This window comes from Rhodohalobacter sp., assembly GCF_034521535.1.
In the GTDB taxonomy this organism is placed as follows: Bacteria; Bacteroidota; Rhodothermia; order Balneolales; family Balneolaceae; genus Rhodohalobacter.
On sequence record NZ_JAXHMF010000006.1, the window covers coordinates 634,775 to 654,187 of the forward strand.

The window sequence follows — 19,413 nt, forward strand, 5'->3', positions numbered from 1 at the left end:
CGAATTCAAATGAATTGGTTTATGGACGGTTTGTCAATTCTGCTGTTGACATCAATGTATGAAAATAATCAACACGCGCTTACACTTTAGCTGAGAATGCTTGTTAGGCGTACTTTACAGATTGAGGTAGTGATAAAAATGAGATTTTAGTTCTTTTGTAGTCTTAGAAAACCAATTGAGTATTTTCATATTCTCTTCAGCTATTTTATTTCTTTCTGGACCAACATTTAAATATTTACTATTTAATCTTTTGTTAGTATAACGTAGTCGATTAGCTTTTTGATAAATTTCAGTTATTAAATGGCTGATATCTTTATCAAATAAAAAAACCGCCTCATCAGTTTTATTTGCAAATTCTATCATTTCTTTAATTTCTATATCAGCATCTCGGATTATCAGCCCAAGGAATTTTCGAATCTCTCGATAGATTTTAATTTTTTCTTGATATATGTTGAATTCCAATTTATCCCTATCAGTATTATTAGACCCTACTTCAAATTTTTCAAGATCGGGAAGATTCTCTGTTCCAAGTTCTTCGATAAGCCGGTATAAATCGTCGCGGTACCTTTTAACCTCGTTTTTTTGGATTGATTTTGACTGGCTTGTATTACCATCAAATTCATCATGATGGTCAAAGCAAAGAAAAGCTAGATTGTCAAAATCGTTGTTACTTGAATCTTGGTCTAAATGTGCAATTTGTCCCTTTTTTAATTCGATATCTCCATTCAAGCCGTAGCAAATAGAACATCTTCTTCTAGATTTATAAAGAATTTCAGTTTGAGTTGTTTGTTTAACTTTTTTTCTACTCATATTGAAGTTTTTGTTTGCCTAAGCTCAAAATCACACGACAAAACCCACCCCGTCCTGTCTGTCGCAGAATATCTGTTTTTATTGTGATTTGCAATTAAGGTCAGACTTCTATGAGTTTACGCGTTACACTCTGTGGGGCAAGTTTTGATAGCGTACATAAAACAACACGGTCAGAAGTTTGTCTGTCACGGAGGTTACTGAGAAATCGCTTTTGCTCCTGAAGAAAGGATAGGAATCGGCGTTCTCATCAATGCCAATTCGAACTATCCGTTTGAAGAGATGCCGGGTTTCTGCAATCACTTTGAAGATCAAACTGTGAAAGAAATCACGAGCGAGAGGTGATATCCTGACAAAATTTAAGCTACCAGGGTAAGTTAAGCCCTTTTACTTCGTCGCGATAAAAGGCTTCAAGCTTTTCAACAAGCTCTTTTGAAACAGGATGCTTCAGGCTTTCCAGGTTACTTTTTAACTGCGAAATATTTTTACTGCCGGGAATCACCGTGGAAACCGCATCGTAAGCCAGGCAAAACGAGAGTGCCGTGTGCACAAGATTCCGTTCATCACCGAGAATCACTTTTAATTTCTGAACCAACCCGGCCCTGGTTTTGATATCCTCGCGCGACCATCGATCCCTGATATCCCCGAACGTACTCTCTTCGCTGTATTTACCGGATAGCCAGCCGGAATCGAGCGGTATTTTCGCGATGATTCCCACGCCTCTCTTTTGAGCTTCATCGAACGCCTTTGCCGCATCCTGGTGAAAAATATTGAAAAAAGCTTCGATCACTTCACTTTCTGTCGTATCCATGAGAAGTTTCATCTCATCATAGGTGTCTAAAGAGGCACCATAGGCTTTTATTTTCCCCTCATCTTTTAACTGTTCCAGTACTTCGTAATGATCGTTTTTATTCCCATCCAGCATTTCAAATGGCGGGCTGTGAAGTATTATTGAGTCAACATAATCCGTCTGCAGCCGCCGGAGGCTTCCCTCCAGCGATTCCCGAATGAAATCGGATGCATAATTCAGCTCTCCGGTTGCTGTATGGCCAAATTTCGTATTGATGACGATCTGATCCCTTTCAACTCCCTTCAGCGCCTTGCCAAGCCGCTCTTCACTTGTTCCAAAGCCATAGTTGGGGGCCGTATCAAAAAAATTGACTCCCAGCTCCATGGATTTTTTGACCAATTCGATGGCTTCTTTCTCACTTGGACTTTTCCAATCGGGACTCTCTCCCAGTTGCCAGGCTCCCAGGCCAATTTCTGAAACCGCAGGAGCGCCGCTGATTAATTTGTTGTACTTCATAGTGATGTTTTTTTATGATCGAATATGAATGATAAATGTTTGTCCCTCTACCTGATGTTACTTTTTAAATGTGAACCTCTGATTAAGGTCATCCCCCTCTTTCTCGCTAACGCGGTGTAAAACAGGAGTCTTTCAAAGGACTGACACTGCCTGTATTATCTTGAAATTTGTAGAGGTGTTTTTATGGAAATCTAAGTAGTGATGTATTCCGCTTTACTTTTGGACCGCCAAAAGTAAACAAAAACTCCCGGACGGTGATTGCTTCCGGGCACGGTTTGCCCGCGCGGTTACACAACATCGATTGCTCCCAAGGGAGCCGATATTGTGATGTCTCCCGCGCTTTGATGCAAACCATGCTAATCCTCCATCAATCAAGGCCGGAGGGTCTTTTTTCTTTTATTAAAGATTGAGTAATTCATGGCGCCCGGTTTTACTTTTAAAAAAATGAATCAACATAGAACCAAGCTTAAATAATTTAGACTTTATATCCCTCTCTATTAGTTAGAGAGGGATATAGGGTGAGTCTGAAGGAGAAAACTAAATTATTTAAGCGCTATTCAAACTAATGTACCTTTTTGGACAGCCTTACTTTTGGAACATTTCATTAAAGATTAAGAATCGAACTCAGGCCAATAGATATCCTTGGCAGTGAATAAAGTACGGTGGAGTAGTATATGCTGTAGACAAAATCCTTTTTAAAGAGGTTAAGTCACCACCTGTGCTATTGCTTATTTATGTCATAATCGACATATTTATACATGTCTGAAAATGATAAACCACTGGTTTGGATTAAGGGTGAAGTAAAGACTCCGCCTTTTTCAACAGATGCCAGAATAAAAGCCGGTTTTTTGTTACGAAGGCTTCAAAAAGGTGATATAATAGAATTGCCGGATTCCAGACCAATGCCGTCGATTGGAAAGAACTGTCATGAACTTCGCGTTAACGACAAGAATAAAACGTGGCGCATAATCTATTTCATCGACGATGATGCTATTGTCATATTGGAAGTGTTTGCGAAGAAAACACAAAAGACGCCGCAGGAAGTCATTGATGTATGTAAGAAGCGGCTGTCTCGTTACAAACAGTAATTAAACACAGTAAATGTCATGGATAAGAAAAGACAACAACAACTGGAAGAAAAAGGATTTCAGGTAGGTTCTGCTGCAGATTTTTTGAAACTTTCGCCGGAAGAGGTGGCCTATATTGACATTCGACTGGATATCAGCAATATGGTAAAAGCCCAACGTGCAAAAAAAGGCTGGACCCAGGAGCAGCTTGCCCGTTCGATCGGCTCAAGTCAGTCAAGAATTGCCAAGCTTGAAGGTGGCGACCCCGGTATTTCTATGGATTTGATGATTAAAGCACTTCTGCAACTTGGGACATCGAAAAAACAGATAGGGCAACTTTTAGAAGGAGAGTTGGAAACAGCCTGAATCTAAGGGTACTCAACTTTTTATCACACGACAGACCCCAACCCGGCTTGCGTTCCGGTATTTAAATGGTTTTGTCATCCCCCTTAATCCCACTACTCCCTTCTCCCTTCAAATGTAGAAAATCCAAGTCATTACTCAGCGGGCCATCCCCCTCAATCCCCCTTCTTTTAGACTTCCTGTGAAAAGTTTCGTTGGTTTAAACCAACGAAAAAAAGCTACCGAACCCCGACAGGCAACCTCTGGTCCCCTTTGGGAGAAACCCATCCTTTGAATCGAAAGCTTGTCGGTGGTTGGTAGTTATCTTAGCCCAAATAGTATGGGAAGAACACCTTCGTAAAAGAGGCGGGACGATAACTACTCGGCAGCTTATTTATTCAACTATAAAATAGGTTATTCATTATGAAAATTACAATTATATGGCGGTTTATTGTTGGTATCGATATTTCAAAAAACCGGTTGGACTGCTATTTGCTGGATCGCCAAACCGGCGAGGGCTACATCTGTCAGGTTCCAAATACCTACAAGGGTTTTGAGCAACTGGGCGGATGGCTGGCCGATCACGGGGCCGATCCATCCCAGACAATACTCATTAGCGAACATACCGGACGCTACGGGGAGCACCTGCTGCGATGGACCACCACCAACCAGTGGCCTCATGCAGTGGTAAAAACCACAGCGCTGAAGAAAGTTGGCAACGAACATCATCGCAAAACCGATGCCTTTGACGCCGAAGATCTGGCAGACTACGGGGTTCGCTTTAGCGATAAACTTTCCCTAACAAAGGCCCCGAAACCGGCCATAGGACAAATAAAACGCCTTCAGGCCGAACGACGGAAGATGGTGGACCGGCGGGCAGCTCTGAGGAGCAAACTTACTGAAGCCAATATTCACGATGCTGACATGGAGCGACTTATGGGTATGTGGACCCAGCAAATCGCCCTGCTCACCGAGCATATCACCGAAATTGAAGCCCGCATCAAAGAGTTGATCAATGAGGATGCAACCATAAAGAATCGGTATCGCATGATGCGCAGTGCGCCTGGAATAGGGAAGGTATTGGGACCATTATGGGTGAGCCTGTTTGCTGGCCGGCAAACCCTGGATGCTCGCAAGATTTCCTCCCGCTTTGGGTTTGCACCCCATCCGCACCAGTCCGGCAGTTCGGTAAAGCGCACCGAGCAGAGCAGCGGATTTGGCAATTCTGAAGTCAGACGGGTCATGCACCAGGCAGCCCTGAGCGTCAAAACTCATTGCCCGCACTACCGAGAGTATTACGAGAAAAAACGGAGCGAAGGCAAAGAGCACCTGTTAGTGATCAATAACATTATAAATAAATTAATTCGGCTGTACTGCGCCATGTGGAATAACCGCGCAGAATACGATCCGGACTATATTCAAAAAAATAAACACAAATGGAAAAAATCCGCTTAAATACTTGATTAAGTCATAGTATTCAAAGGGGGATTTTCGGGAGGGAGTTGTTGATTAGGTGCCGGCAGCGTCAGTTAAAGATCCATGACCGGGCAGCCAATAGATATCCTTGGCAGTGAATAAAGTACAGTGAGAATAGTATATGCTTTTGACAAAATCCTTTTTAAAGAGGTTATGTGTTCGGTTCATAGATCCATGGATTAATCACTTCAACTCCAGAACCTTCCATGTCCTGCGTATTTCTTGTAACAACCGAAAGGTCATGCACCTGGGCTGTAGCAGCAATAAGTGAATCAATTGCCGGAAGTGGTTTCCCATTTTTTTCTGCTGTAGCCAAAATCTTGCCCCATCTATTCACTTCTTCCATATTGATGTTGAGGACACGATTTTTGAATCGGTGGTTTAAATCCTCTTTGACCCATTGATTTAACTCTTTCTTCTTTTTTGAATCCGGTAATTTTTCAATTCCTTTTCGTAATTCACCAAAAGTAATGACGCTTAAATACATCGAAAGCTCATCCTGATCGGCGAACCATTTCAGAACATTTGAATTTGGTTTCTTTTTAACCAATTCTGAAATACAGCATGTATCAATCAAATAACTCATAGTTCAACCTGACGGGAAGGGGATTTATCTCGCTTCAAATCAATCTCGATCTTTGAAAGTGGAGAATTTTGAAAAAACTCTATCAAAGATGTTTTCGGTTGTTCCAATTTTCGATAATCCTCAGCCGAAAGCACCACTACACTGTCTTTTCCATGCTTTGTAACCGTTTGAGGCCCCTCTTCGGATGCTTTGCGGACAACTTCGCTAAATCTGTTTTTAGCTTCCTGTAACTGCCATTTTTTCGTTTTAGTAACCATAGTACTTCTAATTTAATCTAGTCTGTCTAGAATCTACAAATATATAACAAATTAAAGAAGTAAAAATTGCCTGCAAAAGAATGGTTTCCGACACATAACACATAATTACTCGGACAAAAACCCACCCCGTCCTGTGGTCCGGTATTTAATGGGATGAGTCATCCCCCTCATTTCCCCTTCTCCCTTCGCTAAAGCTTTGGAAGACAGGTCAAAGGGGGAAGTTTGGTATTCAAGGTCATCCGCCTCGATTTTGCTGACGTCGTATAAAAGAGGAGTTCTTCTAAGAGAAGACACTGTATGAATTATCTTGAGATCTGTAGAGGTGTTTTTATGGAAATATAAGTACTAATGTTTTCCGCTTTACTTTTGGACCGCCAAAAGTAAACAAAAACTCCCGTCTGTGATTGCTTCCAGGCACGGTTTGCCCGCGCGGTTACACAACATCGATTGCTCCCAAGGGAGCCGATATTGTGATGTCTCCCGCGCTGTGATGCAAACCATGCTAATCCTCCATCAATCAAGGCCGGAGGATTTTTTCTCTTTTATTAAAGATTGAGCTATTCATGGCGCCCGGCTTTCCCTTTTTAACAAATGAATGCCTAATGTTTTTTAAATGATTTTGGAGCGAAATTACTGCTCAGGCCATCCCCCTCTGTCTCCCTTCTCTAAAGCTTTGGAAGACAGGTCGAAGGGGGAGGCCTTTGATGATCCCCAGGCTCATGAAATAAAAATAGAAAAGGCGTGAGGTTTTAGACCCACGCCTTCCATTTCTTAAATAAAAGATTGATTAAAAAAGGTGTTCTTTACAGAATCGCCTTCATGTAGTCTCGTCGCATCTCCGCAATGGCCGAAATGCTGATTCCTACCGGGCATACCGCTTCGCACTCCGCGAAGTTGGAGCAGTCGCCAAATCCTTCTTTCTCCATCTGCTCTACCATGGCGATGGTTCGCTTGTCCCGTTCAGGCTGACCTTGCGGCAGGCTGTTCAGGTGAGCGACTTTAGCGCCGGTAAAGAGGGATGCCGAAGAGTTCGGGCATGCCGCAATGCAGGCACCGCAACCAATACAGGTGGCGTAATCAAACGCCTGATCGGAAACTTCCTTTTTCACAGGAATAAGATTCGCTTCGGGCGCCTGTCCGGTATTCACCGATACGTAACCGCCAACCTCTACAATTCTGTCCATCGCGGAACGGTCTACCACCAGATCCTTAATAACCGGGAATGCGGCAGCTCGTGGCGGCTCAATCACAATCGTGTCGCCATCGCTATAGTTACGCATGTGCAGCTGACAGGCAGCCGTCTTATGCTTAGGTCCGTGCGCGCGTCCGTTGATCACCAGATTGCATGATCCGCAAATGCCTTCACGGCAGTCGTAGTCAAACTCGACAGGATCGATACCCTCCATGATCAGATCCTCGTTCAGCACGTCAAGCATCTCAAGGAACGACATATGTTCACTTACATTATCAAGTGTATAATCCTGAAAACCGCCTTTGTCTTCGGCGTTTTTTTGTCTCCAAATTTTCAGGTTTATTTTCATTGTACTCATATCAAATCCTGTTATTTGTAACTTCTTTGTTTCAGTTCCACAAATTCAAACTCAAGTTCTTCCTTGTGGAGTTTGGTTTCGAGTTTGCCGTTCACGCCCAGATATTCCCATGCAGAAACGAAAGCGTAATCTTCATCATTCCGGAGGGCTTCACCTTCTTCAGTTTGATATTCATCTCTGAGGTGGCATCCGCACGACTCATCTCTGTCCAGCGCGTCGATCGCCATCAGCTCAGCCAGTTCAAAGAAATCGGCAATTCGGGCCGCGAATTCCAGATATTTGTTGTAGTAGTTGGACTCGCCCGGTACCCGAACGTTTTTCCAGAAATCTTCGCGTAGTGCACGGATCTCCTCAATGGCCGTTTCGAGGCCCTCCTTACTTCTGGAGATTCCAACTCTGTCCCACATAATCTTGCCCAGCTCACGATGGAACTGAATCAGTGACTTATCCCCTTTTACGGCGAGAAGTTTGTCGAGCTGATCCTGAGACGCTTTTGCCGCCTCATCAAAGGCTTTATGATCTGTGGATACTTTTTCCAGATCTTCACCTGCAATGTAGTTTCCTACTGTATAAGGAATGATAAAGTATCCGTCTGACAGACCCTGCATCAGCGCACTCGCACCGAGGCGGTTGGCTCCGTGATCGGAGAAGTTCGCCTCTCCGGCCACAAACAGTCCCGGAATGTTGCTCATCAGGTTGTAGTCAACCCAGAGGCCGCCCATCGTGTAGTGAACGGCGGGGAAAATTCTCATCGGAGTTTCATACGGATTTTCATCCGTAATATTTTCATACATATCAAAGAGGTTACCGTACCGGGCAGCGATGGCCTCTTTACTATCGCGCTTAATTGCGTCGCGGAAATCGAGATAGACGGCCAATCCTGTGTCTCCTACTCCGAGTCCTTCGTCGGTTACCATCTTCGCATTTCTGGATGCCACATCACGCGGAACCAGGTTACCGAAACTTGGGTAACGCTCCTCGAGATAGTAGTACCGCTCCTCTTCAGGAATATCGTTTGGACGGCGATCGTCTCCTTTCTTGCGTGGAACCCATACACGGCCATCATTTCTCAAACTCTCACTCATCAGAGTCAGTTTGGACTGATAGTCGCCGGAAACCGGAATACAGGTTGGGTGAATCTGCACGTAGCAGGGATTCGCAAAAGCGGCTCCCCTCTTATGGCATCTCCACGCTGCGGTTACGTTTGAATTTTTTGCATTGGTGGAGAGGTAGAATACGTTTCCGTATCCACCGGTACAGAGTACCACGGCATCCGCTTCCCACTTCTGAATGGTTCCGTTTACAAGATCACGGGTAATGATACCGCGCGCCTTTCCGTCAACCACAACCAGATCCAGCATCTCCTGTCGCGGATAGTTCTTAATTTTTCCGGTGTGAACCTGACGCATCATCGCCTGGTAGGCACCTAAAAGAAGCTGCTGTCCGGTTTGCCCGCGGGAGTAGAATGTCCGGGAAACCTGCGCTCCACCGAATGACCGGTTATCGAGCAGTCCGCCGTAATCACGGCCAAATGGAACACCCTGCGCTACCGCCTGGTCAATAATATTGTTCGAGTTTTGAGCCAGACGATAAACGTTAGACTCGCGGCTTCGATAGTCGCCGCCTTTAATGGTGTCGTAAAAAAGTCGCCAAACGCTGTCGCCATCATTCTGATAATTCTTAGCAGCGTTGATACCACCCTGAGCCGCAATACTGTGCGCACGCCGGGCGGAATCCTGTATACAGAATGTCTGTACGTTATAGCCAAGTTCTGCAAGGCTGGCTGCAGCAGAAGCGCCGGCAAGTCCCGTTCCCACAACAATGATGTTGTGCTTGCGCTTGTTGTTGGGAGAAACCAGCTTGATATCCTCTAAATGATTTTCCCACTTATCTTCCAGTGGTCCTGAAGGTACTTTTGGATCTAATTTCATAATGGTATAGGTAGATTTACAAAATGATTATTGGCATTGGATAAGTGCTGCTTCACAGCCGCCGCCGAAGTAGATGTAGATCGGGATAAACAGAAAACCTACGGCAAACAGAACTGCTAAAATTCCGCCTAATGTGTAGACAATAGCTGAAGTTTTTTTGCTCTTCATACCGAGAGATGTAAAGGCACTCCAGATCCCGTGCCCCAAGTGTGTTCCCAGAAGCAGCATAACGAATGCGTACCCGAAAGAGTATACCGCACTGCTTTGGAAGGTGTCAATAACCAGTGTTTTAATGTCGTGCGTTTCCTGCCCGTCTATCACCACGGTACCGGTTTCGCCCAATGCAAATGTGTTGACGTGGATCACCACAAAGATCAGGAGTACAACACCTGTAAAGGCCATGCTTCTTGAGCTGAGACTCTGTTTGCTTGGTCCGCCCTTGCTGCTGTACACTTCATATTTGTTGGGACGAGCTTTTCTCTTCTTGAACCAGATAGAAATTCCGATCCATGCGTGAATCACAAAAACTGCCAGAAGGCCAATTCTTGCAAACCAGAGCAGTGGTCCTAAATTATGAAGAGTCATCGAGTAGCGGTTCATCGCATCTGCCTCGCCGAATATGGCCAGGTTACCGCCAAGGTGAAATATGATAAACAAGACGAGGAAAATGCCGGTCAGGCCGGTCAATATTTTTCGCCCAACCTGTGACGTCGCTGCTTGTAATAGATTTGGCATACTGTAGATATTATTATTAATGTGATCAGACAGATGAAATGAATGTCCCTAAACAAACAATCATCTGTATTTTTCTGTTCCTAAATTCATCTATTAAAAATCGTCCCTTTTGATATAAAAGGCAAGGTTGAAGCCGGTTCAATTCATGAATATGCTTATTAAGAAGAGTTCTAAATTGGATATTAACCTCTCATTCTAGCAAATCAATTTCTTGTATACAGTTACGAAACTATTTAATAGCGATTATCGCGTCAAAGGATCCAAATTTCTGGGCTATTTACACCCGGCGGATAGTAAATCGGAAGCGGACCATTTCTTGGAGACCGTAAAAAATGAGCACCCGACGGCTACCCATCACTGCTACGCGTGGAGAATCAATCCCAATAAAATGGAAGAGTTCGACCAGGACGACGGTGAACCTAGCGGCACGGCCGGACTACCCATCCTCAACGCGCTGAGATCTGCCGACCTGATAAACTGTATCGCGGTTTCCGTGCGCTACTACGGCGGTACCAAACTTGGGAAATCGGGTCTGATTGACGCCTACGGGGAATCGGCCCGATTGTGCATCGAACAGGCCCGGTTGAAAAAGGTTATTCCGATCAAAACCTACCGGATCATTTATCAATACACTCACCAGGGCATCATCGATAAACTGAAAAATGATTTTACGGTGATTGAACTGAACTCTGAGTACATGGAAAATGTATCCTTGAGGATTGGAATTCCTAAATCGAAGGCCGAAAAATTTGAAGGCAAGCTCGGCTCGCATCTTCATCTTTTTGATGATTTTGAAGAGTGCGGGGAATCCTATCACATCAAAAAAATTTGAAGCTGAAAATCAGCATTCAGCTTGTTACCTTAAAAACAAAAACTTATGAAAATCTATACGAAGAAAGGCGACCAGGGATATACCTCACTGTTCGGGGGCGCGAGTGTTGAGAAAAACAGTTTGCGAATCCACGCGTACGGTACCGTTGACGAACTGAACTCCATTATCGGCATGGTTTTGACTCACTCCTTAAGTGAGAAGGGAAAAAACATGCTGAATGAGATCCAGTCTCAGCTTTTTGTGCTCGGGGCGGATTTAGCCACCCTGCACTCGAAAGAGTCAAAAATTGAGCGTGTTAGCAGTAAGGACATCGAGAAGCTTGAAAACTGGATTGATGAACTGGAGGAAGATCTCCCGGCTCTTACAAGTTTTATCCTGCCTGGCGGGTCACCGGCCGGATCAACGCTGCACATGGCGCGAACCGTATGCCGGCGGGCTGAGCGAAACACGGTAGCCCTGAAACAGAACGATCCTATTTCGGCAGAAACCGTCATTTATCTGAACCGGCTTTCCGATCTGCTCTTTGTTCTGGCAAGATTTGAAAACAGGCAGGCCGGCGAACCGGAAACACCCTGGCAGCCACGAAAAAAACAGTAAGGATTATAAAATGGGTTTGATGTTGGGTCATTGAATTTGGCAATCCAATAAACCCCATGTATGCTAACTTTAAAAAATAGTCGGTACTTGCAGAATCCCCTCCTTATGAAGGAGGGGCGAGGGGTGGTTGGATCGGATTTTTTTCTTAAGAATGTTTGAACCTCCCCTAAATCCCCTCCTTGGAAAGGAGGGGACTTTTTGGTTTACGAAATTCAAAGTAATTATCGCAAACTCACATTATTTTAAACTAAACTACTCAAGAAATTTACGAGCTTTATGGCATTAATGATCTCTGTATCCGGAATTCGCGGAATTTTCGGTTCTCACCTCACTCCACAAAATCTGGTCACGTTTACATCGGCGTACGGCACCTGGCTAAAAGGCGGCACCGTAGTTGTGGGTCGCGACTCCCGGGTTACCGGACAGATCTGTGAAGACATCGTCTGCGCTACCCTGCAAAGTGTGGGCTGCAACGTCGTCAAAATTGGCATCGCTCCTACCCCAACCGTGGCCATGAGCGTGCTGCAGCATAAGGCAGATGGCGGAATTATTCTCACTGCCAGCCACAATCCCGAACAGTGGAATGCACTGAAACTCCTGAACAGCAAAAGTGAATTTCTGGATGCCGATCAGGGCAAAGAGGTTCTGGATATTGCGGAGAAAGAGAAATTCGACTACAAACTGTTTGATGAAATCGGCTCTGTTACCGAAGATCCCAACGCCATTCAAAGCCATATTCAAGCTGTCCTGGATCTACCCTACATCGACGCGGATCTGATAAAGAGCAAGAATTTCAAGGTTGCCGTCGACGCCGTGAATGGCGGCGGTTCTGTTGCCCTGCCCGCCATGCTTGAAGCGCTGGGAGTTCAAACAGAGTGCATCTACTGCGAACCCACGGGAATTTTCCCTCACAACCCTGAGCCGCTCCCCGCGAACCTGACTGAGATCTGCGATTTTGTAAAAGAGAAATCGTGCGATCTGGGTGTTGTCACCGATCCGGATGGCGACCGCCTCGCCCTGGTGGATGAAAACGGACGGCTGTTTGGCGAAGAGTACACGCAGGTTTCCGCATTTGATCTGCTGCTGAGTAAAAATCCGGGCGATACCGCAACGAACCTCTCCTCCTCCCGCGCAGCCGATGATATCACGAAAAAATATGGGTCCACCTGCCATCGCTCTGCAGTAGGCGAAATCAATGTTGTGAAAATGATGCAGGAGAAAGGCGCCGTAATTGGCGGTGAAGGAAACGGAGGGGTCATCAACTCCGATCTGCACCCGGGCCGTGATGCCCTGGTTGGAACCGCCATGATTCTGCAGCTGCTGGCCGAGCGCGATATCAAGGCGTCGGAATACAGAGACTCTCTGCCGGATTATGAAATGAGCAAGCAGAAAATTGAGCTGAACAAGCTTGGTATGGATGCCGACGACCTGCTCAAAAAAGTGACGGAAATTTACGCTGATCAAAATCCAAATACGGTTGATGGCGTGAAGCTCGATTTTGAAGAGGGATGGGTTCATTTCAGAAAATCGAACACCGAACCGATTATCCGGGTTTACAGCGAAGCCAAAACGAAAGAGAAAGCTGAAGAACTTGCCGATAAGATCTTATCGGTTATTAAATAGTTCGGTTCACTTATTGCTTTTTTAACCGTTTCAGGCAACCCATGCTTTCCATAGAAAGCTTTCCTATTTTAAACATCCATTAAGCTTAACTAACGTGAACTTGATATAAGAAAGCTGATTACGGATTTGACCAATTCTCCCCTAAAAAGGGGAGATAAAGAGGGGTGTCCAAAGGATTTTTATCATTTTTACAGTAAGTCCAAACATCCCCTAAATCCCCCTTTGTTAAGGGGGACTTTAAATTCTAAATTAAATCTCGAATTCACGCTAAATAAATATTTCAGAATGATAACATCGATGACAGGTTTTGGCCGGGGTGAGCACTCATCAAACGGCTATCAGGTAACCGTTGAAGTTAAAACGCTAAACAGCCGCTACCTGGATATTTCCGTTCGAATGCCTCAATCCATTCAGGATAAAGAGATAAAGCTGAAAGAGTATGTTCAAAAACATCTCTCGCGCGGGAAAGTGAATCTGAACATTAATGTTGACCGGACTAAAAGCGCCGGGCCCGATATCAAACTGAATGAAGAGCTGGTGAAAAGCTACAGCTCCATTTTGAGAAATCTGAGGAGCGCCGGTAATATTGATGAGCCGGTTACGGTACGCGATCTCCTGCAGTTCAACGATATTTTTGAGACCCGGAAACAGGATGAAGAGGAAGTGCGCATCATTTGGGAGTGTACGGAAAATGCACTCGAAACCGCGCTCGATAATCTGAATACCATGAGGCAAAATGAAGGCCAAGAGCTGAAGGAGGATCTCTCAAACCTGGTTACGGGAATCATATCTCTACTGGACGAAGTCATTGTACTATCCGATAAAAGAGCTCCTGAAGTTCGGGAAAAACTAAAAACCCGCATTCAAAAAATGATCTCGGAAGAGCAGATCGATCCCGATCGCATGGAGATGGAGATCGCCCTGCTGGTGGATAAAATGGATATCAACGAAGAGGTGATCCGGCTGCAATCTCACCTGAAATTTTTCCTTGAAGCCCTGGAAGCGGAAGAGCCGGTTGGGCGAAGGCTTAATTTTCTCTGCCAGGAGATCAACCGGGAACTGAACACCATCGGTTCCAAGGCAAATGATTCAACCGTTGCCCATCATATCGTTCTGGGCAAGGAGAAGCTGGAACAGGTTCGCGAACAGGTTCAAAACATCGAGTAATTTTTTAAACAAGTTTGAAGTAAACATTCATCATTTTTTATGAGTAAAAAGGGCAAAATCCTGATTCTGGTCTCGCCAAGCGGCGGAGGGAAATCCACCATGACCAAGCGCCTGCTTAAAGATTTTGATCAGCTGAAGTTTTCCGTTAGCGCCACCACCCGGGAGCCGAGAAAAGGTGAACAAGAGGGCGTGCACTACCACTATCTCTCCAAAGACGTTTTTAAAGAAAAAATTGAAAATAACGAGTTTTTAGAGTGGGAAGAGTTTTACAACGGCACCATGTACGGAACTTTGCGTTCAGTCGTTGAAAATGAGCTGAATAAAGGCTATTTTATCTTGCTTGATATAGATGTGTTAGGTGCACTGAATGTTAAAGAGCTCTACGGCGATAAAGCACTTGCTCTTTTTATTCAGCCTCCATCTCTTAAAGTTTTGAAAGAGCGTTTGATTGCACGGGGAACAGAAACGGAAGTCTCCCTGGAAACACGCCTCGAACGAGCTGAAAAAGAGATGAAATACGCACCGAAATTCGATACCATCGTTATCAACGATGATTTGGAAACTGCATACAGCCAGATCAAAGAAACGGTTTCAACTTTTATAAATTCATAAATACTATTATGCCGATTCGAACACTCGACTTAGAAGAAATGGGCAGCAAAAAAGGCAATCGCTACGAGAAAATTGTTGCGATGTCTAAACGAGCTCGCCAGATTGCTGCACAGGAAAAACTGGAACTCGACGAAAAGCTCAAATATTTTGAAGGCTTTGAAGATGAAGATGAGTTCACCTTCAACGAAGAGCAGGAAAGAATTTCAAAAGCGTTCGAAAAACTGCCACACGCAACTCAGCGTTCAGTTAGCGAAATGCTGGACGACAAGGTTACCTATCGTTACCCAAATAAAGAGATTTAAAGATGCTTTCCGGGAAACGCATCATATTGGGCGTTACCGGTGGTATAGCTGCTTATAAAGCAGTTTATCTTTTACGCGATTTTCAAAAAGCGGGAGCTGAAGTCCGGGTCACCATGACCCCGTCGGCTACCCGCTTTGTTGGTTCTGAGACCTTTGCCGCCCTCAGCCGGAATGAAGTAGCCGTTGAAGTCTTCAACGATACCGAGCCCGGTAAAAACTGGACCAAACACATTCACTGGGGCGAATGGGCCGATATTTTTGTGATTGCCCCCTGCACGGCTAATACGCTCTCAAAAATTGTCCACGGCCAGTCAGACAATATGCTCACCTCCACCCTTTTGGCCGCAAGATGCCCGATTTTAATCTGTCCCACCATGGACGGTGAAATGTATGAGAGCCCATCGGTTTCAAAGAATTTAAAAGAGGCCGGTGAGATGGGATTCTACATTCTGGAGCCCGAAACCGGATATTTAGCCAGCGGACTCGACGCTATAGGCCGTTTGCCTGAATCGGAAGTTATTGTTAAACGATCAGCTGAGATCATTAAAGATCACCGGATTCAGGGACCTCTAACCGGAAAGAAAGTTGTGGTTACAGCCGGACCCACCCGTGAATTTATCGATCCCGTTCGATTTATATCCAATCCAAGTTCCGGTAAGATGGGCATTGCCATGGCCGATGCTGCAAGAGCTTTGGGCGCGGATGTCACTCTTTTACACGGTCCGATCTCTGAAAACATTCCCGATCGAATACAGACCGAACAGTTTGTCTCTGCCGATGACCTTTTTGAAATGATGAAAGATCATCAGAACGCCGATATTGTAATTATGGCGGCGGCTGTGGCAGATTTCAAACCGGACTCCTCATCCGAACATAAGATCAAAAAACAGAGCGCAGGCAGTTCTCCAAAAATAGATCTGACCGGAACACCTGATATTCTCGCATGGCTGGGAAAACAGAAGAAGCAGAATCAGATCCTGATCGGGTTCGCCATGGAAACGGAAAATCTGATTGAGAATGCCCGAACAAAACTCAAGAAGAAAAACCTGGATTGGATCTGTGCCAATCAGTTAAACAGCGAAGGCTCAGGCTTTGAGAGTGATACAAACACCATATATCTTCTGGGAAAAGAGTCACAAAAAGAGTTCACCGGAAAAAAATCAGAGATCGCCCTTCAAATTCTGACTGAGATATTTGAGTGATATTTCAAGTTTCGAAGTCCCTCTTGGGATAGGGACATTATCCAAACAATCTTGAAATGAACTGCCTCGAGGCAGAGCGCAATTGGGGATGATCAATCTCCCCTGCCAGTGCTTTTCTGGCCCGAGTGCATTTCTCGGGGAGGGGAGTACTCTCTGAAGCTTTAGCGAAGGAGAGGGAGGGGTGTAAAGCTACAAAACCAACATATAGTCAATTTTAGACTCAGATAGTCATCCCCCTCGGCTCTTACGAGCCTCTGCACACTTCAAAGGGGGACTTATATCTTTTTTGCTATCAGAGAAAAATCCAGCCGGAAATCATTCCACCGGCATATTGCTGTTATGGATATCAAGATACATTTTCCAGGTTCCTCTCTCCTGTTTCCAGATCACAATGTATTTGGCTTTATCGATTAATGCGCCATCTTCTCCATATAACTCCGCACTGCTCACTTCAACCAAAGCATTTCCATGCCTCTCCACATCACCGGTATGCAGTTTAACTTCAGTGATTCCCATATCCATTGTAGCCTGCCAGAACGACTCCAGATTTTCACTTCCTTCCACTGTTTCACTGTTCGGTGGAAGTAATTTTGCATCAGCTGTGTATAGTTCAGCCATGCCCGCGGAATCCATATTTTTATATGTCTCCATAAAGATTTGATTTCTCCCCTCTACCAATTCACGGTCTTTTTCTAAAGATTTACCGTGCATAAACCCTGTTCCCAAAAGTAAAGCGAGTAACAGTATGAATACCAATTGAACTTGTCGAGATCGAATCATGGTTCCCTCATTTTATTTTCGATTAAAAGCTGTATTTCACAGCTCGTTTCATGGGGAACAGCTGTCGAGATATTCTTGATTATTTATCCTCTTGATAAAATAGCAGCACTTATTAAAACGTGAGTTTCTGATAAGAACCAATCAAATTAAATCTACCCTTCTGGTCTCTCTACCCCCCCTTATCTTATTTCAAAACCACTATAAATAGTAACTACAAGTGATGGGATATGTCAATTAAAATTCGAAACCATAGAAAATTTTAACGCATCAGAATTGTGATGATCCGTTATCCATTCAGAAATTGAAATCAAATATCGTAGGTGATGCGGTTTCTGTTTCGGGATTGCTTAAGAGAGCAATACTTCTCTTGAAATGATTCGTCGAATTTTCCGGATCGGGAACAGAAATCACTGCTAACCCGAGTTCAATTTTAAGATTATGATAAAAGACGCTGACGCTGCCCAAAAAGTGAATCAACACAGAAACAAGCTTAAATAATTTAGACTTTAAATCCCTCTCTATTAGTTAGAGAGGGATATAGGGTGAGTCTAAAGGAAAAAACTAAATTATTTAAGCGCTTTTCAAACTAAGTACCGTTTTGGACAGCCTCCTTGGTGCGGTTACGAAACTTTTGTTTAAGCAAAAAACCAAAAAACTAAGCTGTGGCCCTTTTCAACCACCCCTAAGTCCCCTCCTTGGAAAGGAGGGGATTTTCAAGCAACAAAATCAACGCATAATTAATCGAACTCAGGTTTCTAAAATCCTCAAAGAAATATCAAATCTTAATTCTGTGTCAAAAGTTGTTTGGATGCACTGTCCAACCGGCCCAATGTTTCCAAACCCCAGGGAAAGATGCCTTCGGTATGGTTCACGCCCTCCGGCCTGATATAGGTCAGGTTAGTTTTACCCGACTGCATGGCTCGATCCTCAAAATCGTCGCTGTTAAATATCGGCGCCACTCCGTCCGAATCACCATGTACCAGCAGAACCTCAGCATTTGGCACGTACAGCAAATCGTTCTCTGCAACGGCTGATTCGAGCTCATCTTCCTCCCCACTCAGATATCGCTCAATAAACGATTCTGTGAAGAGTTCGGTCAGAGACTCGGGAAGCTGGGAGACCACCTGAGCCGAACTTTGCGAGCCGTCAAAAAGTCCGTCTGATATCCTTTCGTCATAGGGAGAATTGAAGTAATCACTGAGCGGTCGCGGAAAACTGTAAATATCATGATAGCTCTGCAAAAAATAGGCGTAGCAGGCTACACACTCGGCAGGCTGATCAACATTGTTAATCACATAATCCATTGTGGAGGAGAGATCAAAGATTGGCGCTCCCATCGAGATCAAACCCGGCTGAAGCGGTGACGGACCGGTCTCCATTTTTTCTGCAAGTGCCAGTGTTGCATAGGCTCCTTCAGAATAACCGATCAGGTCGATTGTATTGCCTGACCACTCGATTTCATTCGCCTCAAGAAACTCCAAACCGGCCAGTATCATATCGAAGCTTGCCGATGCCAGCGTCTCTTGATGCTGATACGGATGCGGCTGATTTGACGTCACTCCATACCCCAGGTAATCCGGCAGAAAAACAATATTTCCGGCTGATGCGAAAATCGATTTTCGGGTTGTAGCAGAATTTTGTGTCGCATCAACGGAGGGTGCTTCAGCATTAGAAAATATTGTCGCGTGCTGAATGGATAGAAGTCCCGGCTGAGATGCATCAACAGGTACAATAACAGCTCCGGAAGCTTCGACAGAATTCCCATTTATATCCTCGGTCTGATAGACGATCCGGTAAACATCTACATCGTGGTTTATATATGAAGCGGCATCAGGCTGACCCGCAAGCGTTACCCAGAAGAACTCCATCGAGGACTGCGTGATTGTGCGGTTAAAATCCTCAGAAACCAAATACTCAAATACTGGCTCTTCGATGTTATTATTGTCACTGCAAGAGAGAGTAAGGAGAAGCAGCAGGAACAGAGCCTGCCATTTAAAATATTTCATGGATCTGCCGGTTGGTTATCGTTCTTCAGTAAACATGATAATCAAGCAGAACCTAAACTTCTATGAAAGTTTTTAACTAACGTGAGTTCGGAATAAGAATTTGGGAAAAGTGTCTCCCCTACTTCATAAGGAGAACATGAGCATGACATTACCCATGTAGTCAAAACCATTATGAAGGAAATTATTCGAAGTCAACAACTTAAGGCGTTTATTTTTTATGATGGGATAAAAACCG

Annotated in this window: 19 protein-coding genes; 10 read left to right on the forward strand and 9 right to left on the reverse strand. The window is 44.6% G+C overall.

The annotated features are described in order from the left end of the window. Positions 1-114 precede the first annotated feature (114 nt). Together U5K35_RS15130 and U5K35_RS15135 are read right to left on the reverse strand one after the other, a co-directional pair. Positions 115-810, reverse strand: coding sequence for a hypothetical protein (locus U5K35_RS15130; protein WP_322572337.1), 696 nt, complete (start codon positions 808-810; stop codon positions 115-117). A gap of 361 nt (positions 811-1,171) precedes the next feature. After that, positions 1,172-2,113, reverse strand: coding sequence for an aldo/keto reductase (locus U5K35_RS15135; RefSeq protein ID WP_322572338.1), 942 nt, complete (start codon positions 2,111-2,113; stop codon positions 1,172-1,174). Between the two features lie 758 nt (positions 2,114-2,871). On the opposite strand from U5K35_RS15135, the gene U5K35_RS15140 reads away from it, so the two are divergent. The 3 genes from U5K35_RS15140 to U5K35_RS15150 all read left to right on the forward strand — a co-directional run bounded on the left by U5K35_RS15140 (position 2,872) and on the right by U5K35_RS15150 (position 4,977). Further along, positions 2,872-3,201, forward strand: a complete 330-nt coding sequence (locus U5K35_RS15140; protein WP_322572339.1) for a type II toxin-antitoxin system RelE/ParE family toxin — start codon at positions 2,872-2,874, stop codon at positions 3,199-3,201. Between the two features lie 18 nt (positions 3,202-3,219). Next, entirely contained in the window at positions 3,220-3,546 is a 327-nt protein-coding gene (locus tag U5K35_RS15145) for a helix-turn-helix domain-containing protein (RefSeq protein ID WP_322572340.1), read from the forward strand. A gap of 399 nt (positions 3,547-3,945) precedes the next feature. Beyond that, positions 3,946-4,977, forward strand: a complete 1,032-nt coding sequence (locus U5K35_RS15150; protein WP_322572341.1) for an IS110 family transposase — start codon at positions 3,946-3,948, stop codon at positions 4,975-4,977. Positions 4,978-5,149: 172 nt separating this feature from the next. On the opposite strand, the gene U5K35_RS15155 is transcribed toward U5K35_RS15150, so the two are convergent. From U5K35_RS15155 to U5K35_RS15175, 5 genes are all read right to left on the reverse strand, one after another. Beyond that, entirely contained in the window at positions 5,150-5,584 is a 435-nt protein-coding gene (locus tag U5K35_RS15155; RefSeq protein ID WP_322572342.1) for a type II toxin-antitoxin system VapC family toxin, read from the reverse strand. Further along, positions 5,581-5,841, reverse strand: a complete 261-nt coding sequence (locus tag U5K35_RS15160) for a type II toxin-antitoxin system Phd/YefM family antitoxin (RefSeq protein ID WP_322572343.1) — start codon at positions 5,839-5,841, stop codon at positions 5,581-5,583. The genes U5K35_RS15155 and U5K35_RS15160 overlap by 4 nt, the downstream gene beginning before the upstream one ends. Before the next feature lie 803 nt (positions 5,842-6,644). After that, positions 6,645-7,382: a succinate dehydrogenase/fumarate reductase iron-sulfur subunit gene (locus tag U5K35_RS15165; RefSeq protein ID WP_416221654.1), complete on the reverse strand. Its 738-nt coding sequence runs from the start codon at positions 7,380-7,382 to the stop codon at positions 6,645-6,647. A 20-nt stretch (positions 7,383-7,402) separates the two neighbouring features. Beyond that, positions 7,403-9,322, reverse strand: coding sequence for a fumarate reductase/succinate dehydrogenase flavoprotein subunit (locus U5K35_RS15170; RefSeq protein WP_322572345.1), 1,920 nt, complete (start codon positions 9,320-9,322; stop codon positions 7,403-7,405). Between the two features lie 27 nt (positions 9,323-9,349). Further along, positions 9,350-10,057 carry a succinate dehydrogenase cytochrome b subunit gene (locus tag U5K35_RS15175; protein ID WP_322572346.1) on the reverse strand — a complete coding sequence of 236 codons (708 nt, stop codon included), beginning with the start codon at positions 10,055-10,057 and terminating at the stop codon, positions 9,350-9,352. Positions 10,058-10,268: 211 nt separating this feature from the next. Here U5K35_RS15175 and U5K35_RS15180 point away from each other — a divergent pair, with 211 nt between their 5' ends. The 7 genes from U5K35_RS15180 (at position 10,269) to coaBC (ending at position 16,392) form a co-directional block, all read left to right on the forward strand. Then, positions 10,269-10,889, forward strand: coding sequence for a YigZ family protein (locus U5K35_RS15180; protein WP_322572347.1), 621 nt, complete (start codon positions 10,269-10,271; stop codon positions 10,887-10,889). Positions 10,890-10,934: 45 nt separating this feature from the next. Further along, entirely contained in the window at positions 10,935-11,486 is a 552-nt protein-coding gene (locus U5K35_RS15185; protein ID WP_322572348.1) for a cob(I)yrinic acid a,c-diamide adenosyltransferase, read from the forward strand. Between the two features lie 276 nt (positions 11,487-11,762). After that, the gene (gene glmM, locus U5K35_RS15190) at positions 11,763-13,109 is read left to right on the forward strand and encodes a phosphoglucosamine mutase (protein ID WP_322572349.1); all 1,347 of its coding nucleotides are present in this window, start codon (positions 11,763-11,765) and stop codon (positions 13,107-13,109) included. A 285-nt stretch (positions 13,110-13,394) separates the two neighbouring features. Continuing rightward, entirely contained in the window at positions 13,395-14,276 is an 882-nt protein-coding gene (locus tag U5K35_RS15195; RefSeq protein ID WP_322572350.1) for a YicC/YloC family endoribonuclease, read from the forward strand. Between the two features lie 39 nt (positions 14,277-14,315). Further along, on the forward strand, positions 14,316-14,888 hold the full coding sequence (gmk, locus tag U5K35_RS15200) for a guanylate kinase (RefSeq protein WP_322572351.1): 573 nt from the start codon (positions 14,316-14,318) through the stop codon (positions 14,886-14,888). A gap of 8 nt (positions 14,889-14,896) precedes the next feature. Further along, complete coding sequence (locus tag U5K35_RS15205; protein ID WP_322572352.1) at positions 14,897-15,190, forward strand: DNA-directed RNA polymerase subunit omega; 294 nt, start codon at positions 14,897-14,899, stop codon at positions 15,188-15,190. A gap of 2 nt (positions 15,191-15,192) precedes the next feature. Then, positions 15,193-16,392: a bifunctional phosphopantothenoylcysteine decarboxylase/phosphopantothenate--cysteine ligase CoaBC gene (gene coaBC, locus U5K35_RS15210; RefSeq protein ID WP_322572353.1), complete on the forward strand. Its 1,200-nt coding sequence runs from the start codon at positions 15,193-15,195 to the stop codon at positions 16,390-16,392. 315 nt (positions 16,393-16,707) lie between these two features. Here the strand turns inward: coaBC and U5K35_RS15215 are convergent, their stop codons facing one another. Together U5K35_RS15215 and U5K35_RS15220 are read right to left on the reverse strand one after the other, a co-directional pair. Then, positions 16,708-17,172: a YybH family protein gene (locus tag U5K35_RS15215; protein ID WP_322572354.1), complete on the reverse strand. Its 465-nt coding sequence runs from the start codon at positions 17,170-17,172 to the stop codon at positions 16,708-16,710. A 782-nt stretch (positions 17,173-17,954) separates the two neighbouring features. Continuing rightward, a complete protein-coding gene (locus U5K35_RS15220) occupies positions 17,955-19,178 on the reverse strand; it encodes an alpha/beta hydrolase family protein (protein ID WP_322572355.1) in 1,224 nt (407 codons plus the stop codon). Positions 19,179-19,413 lie beyond the last annotated feature (235 nt).

Bases quoted from the DNA above. Each gene is read 5' to 3' on its own strand.
- U5K35_RS15130 (WP_322572337.1), bottom strand. From the start codon at position 810: ATGAGTAGAAAAAAAGTTAAACAAACAACTCAAACTGAAATTCTTTAT.
- U5K35_RS15135 (WP_322572338.1), bottom strand. From the start codon at position 2,113: ATGAAGTACAACAAATTAATCAGCGGCGCTCCTGCGGTTTCAGAAATT.
- U5K35_RS15140 (WP_322572339.1), top strand. From the start codon at position 2,872: ATGTCTGAAAATGATAAACCACTGGTTTGGATTAAGGGTGAAGTAAAG.
- U5K35_RS15145 (WP_322572340.1), top strand. From the start codon at position 3,220: ATGGATAAGAAAAGACAACAACAACTGGAAGAAAAAGGATTTCAGGTA.
- U5K35_RS15150 (WP_322572341.1), top strand. From the start codon at position 3,946: ATGAAAATTACAATTATATGGCGGTTTATTGTTGGTATCGATATTTCA.
- U5K35_RS15155 (WP_322572342.1), bottom strand. From the start codon at position 5,584: ATGAGTTATTTGATTGATACATGCTGTATTTCAGAATTGGTTAAAAAG.
- U5K35_RS15160 (WP_322572343.1), bottom strand. From the start codon at position 5,841: ATGGTTACTAAAACGAAAAAATGGCAGTTACAGGAAGCTAAAAACAGA.
- U5K35_RS15165 (WP_416221654.1), bottom strand. From the start codon at position 7,382: ATGAAAATAAACCTGAAAATTTGGAGACAAAAAAACGCCGAAGACAAA.
- U5K35_RS15170 (WP_322572345.1), bottom strand. From the start codon at position 9,322: ATGAAATTAGATCCAAAAGTACCTTCAGGACCACTGGAAGATAAGTGG.
- U5K35_RS15175 (WP_322572346.1), bottom strand. From the start codon at position 10,057: ATGCCAAATCTATTACAAGCAGCGACGTCACAGGTTGGGCGAAAAATA.
- U5K35_RS15185 (WP_322572348.1), top strand. From the start codon at position 10,935: ATGAAAATCTATACGAAGAAAGGCGACCAGGGATATACCTCACTGTTC.
- glmM (WP_322572349.1), top strand. From the start codon at position 11,763: ATGGCATTAATGATCTCTGTATCCGGAATTCGCGGAATTTTCGGTTCT.
- U5K35_RS15195 (WP_322572350.1), top strand. From the start codon at position 13,395: ATGATAACATCGATGACAGGTTTTGGCCGGGGTGAGCACTCATCAAAC.
- gmk (WP_322572351.1), top strand. From the start codon at position 14,316: ATGAGTAAAAAGGGCAAAATCCTGATTCTGGTCTCGCCAAGCGGCGGA.
- U5K35_RS15205 (WP_322572352.1), top strand. From the start codon at position 14,897: ATGCCGATTCGAACACTCGACTTAGAAGAAATGGGCAGCAAAAAAGGC.
- coaBC (WP_322572353.1), top strand. From the start codon at position 15,193: ATGCTTTCCGGGAAACGCATCATATTGGGCGTTACCGGTGGTATAGCT.
- U5K35_RS15215 (WP_322572354.1), bottom strand. From the start codon at position 17,172: ATGATTCGATCTCGACAAGTTCAATTGGTATTCATACTGTTACTCGCT.
- U5K35_RS15220 (WP_322572355.1), bottom strand. From the start codon at position 19,178: ATGAAATATTTTAAATGGCAGGCTCTGTTCCTGCTGCTTCTCCTTACT.